This is a genomic window from Nocardia farcinica (assembly GCF_029867845.1).
In the GTDB taxonomy this organism is placed as follows: Bacteria; Actinomycetota; Actinomycetes; order Mycobacteriales; family Mycobacteriaceae; genus Nocardia; species Nocardia farcinica_A.
Genome location: NZ_JARWRU010000542.1, coordinates 1 through 1,449, shown reverse-complemented (window position 1 = coordinate 1,449; position 1,449 = coordinate 1). Strand labels below are relative to the sequence as shown.

General features: G+C 71.9%; 2 protein-coding genes. One reads left to right on the top strand and one right to left on the bottom strand.

Annotated elements, in window-relative coordinates; all coding sequences use genetic code 11:
- Positions 1-200: 200 nt before the first annotated feature.
- The gene (lppU, locus tag QH283_RS11760; protein ID WP_280503040.1) at positions 201-812 is read right to left on the bottom strand and encodes an LppU family putative lipoprotein; all 612 of its coding nucleotides are present in this window, start codon (positions 810-812) and stop codon (positions 201-203) included.
- A gap of 254 nt (positions 813-1,066) precedes the next feature.
- Between lppU and QH283_RS11755 the strand changes: the two genes are divergently transcribed.
- Positions 1,067-1,449: DUF6764 family protein (locus QH283_RS11755; protein WP_280503039.1), on the top strand; the 383-nt coding region annotated here is incomplete at its 3' end.

The window sequence follows — 1,449 nt, the reverse complement described above, 5'->3', positions numbered from 1 at the left end:
CCCCCCCCCCCCCCCCCCCCCCCCCCGCGGGGCGGGCCCGCCGCGCGGCCCCCCCACACTCCCCCCCGCCCGCCCCCCTACCAGGCGTCCGCCCCCCCGGCCCCGCCCCCTTCTCGTCTGCCCCCCGGCACAGCTGCGCTGTCAGGCCCCTTCCGGTCGGGCCCCGCACGATTCGGGCTTCCTCGCCCGGACTTCTTCGATCAGACTTCTTCGACGCAGACCACGAACATGCGCTCGAAGTACTCGAAGCCGTAGCCGGTGTCGCAGGCACTGACATCGCCCGAACCCTGCACGATCTCGTCCACTCTGACCCGCTGCACGCCCGGCTCGGTGCAGTCGATGCGCTTGGGGTCGTCGCCGCCGACGTCCATGCAGCCGCCGACCACCCAGTCGATGTCGAGGCAGTAGGCGCCCTGCTCGATGCCGTTGAGGGTCTCGGCGTAGTAGTTGTCGCGGTCGGTCGGGCACAGCGCGCTGTTGACCGTCTTGCCGATGATCACGTAGTTCGACGCCCGGCTGCCGCAGGAGGCCTTGGCGATGGTGGCGTTGGTGGTGGTGCCGCCCAGGGTCACGCAGTCGCCGACCTCGGCCTCGAAGTCGGTGTCGCCCGCCGCCTCGGTGGTGGTGAGCGGCGAGTTCGGGCGCGAGGTGGTCGGCCTGGGACCGGGCGTGCTGGTGGTGACGGCGTCGACGGTTCCGCCGACACCGGGCTGGGCTTGGCCCTCGATGGTCCGCGTGCACGCGGAGACCGAGGCGGCCGCGAGGGTGAGCCCCACCGCGAGCGCGAGACCGGACAACAATTGACGAGACACGTACAGTCCTCCCGAGCTGTAACGCTCCGAACTCACACCCGGCCTGTTGACCCGCAGTTGACGAGCTGAGCTGAAATATCACGCCATGCATACACCACCCGTGTGGCAGCCGTCGACTCCTCACCCCTGATGCCGTGTCCCCCGGGCCCGCCGACGGCCCGCCCGCGGACCGCGAAAGCTCCGCCAACTGCGGTGATCAAGTTCCAGCAACCGATCTGGGTATGGTGGTGATCACGGCGCGAAAGGGGCACGACATGAACCTGATCAGGGCGATCATCTGCTCGGCCGCCGCAGTCGGCAGCGCGGTCGCGACGGCGGCGACCGGCTCAGCAAACCCGGACACCATGCTGGTCTGCTCCGCCGAGCACGGCGTCGACGTGACCTACATCGACGGACGCACCGGCTGCCGCGCCGCCGCCGAGGACGGGCTGGCGCGCGCCACCGGGGCGGGCGGGGTCGGCTACGCGTATGCCGCGCGGGGCGCGAGCGCGCTCGGCATCGGCGCGGCGGGCGGCGTCGGCGCCAGTCAGGGGTTCGGCGGCATCCCGATCGCCGTCGGTGTCGGCCAGGACGCGATGGCCACCAGCACGGTCGGCGACGCGGACGGCGGTGGACAGGTGGCGGTCGCGATCGCCTT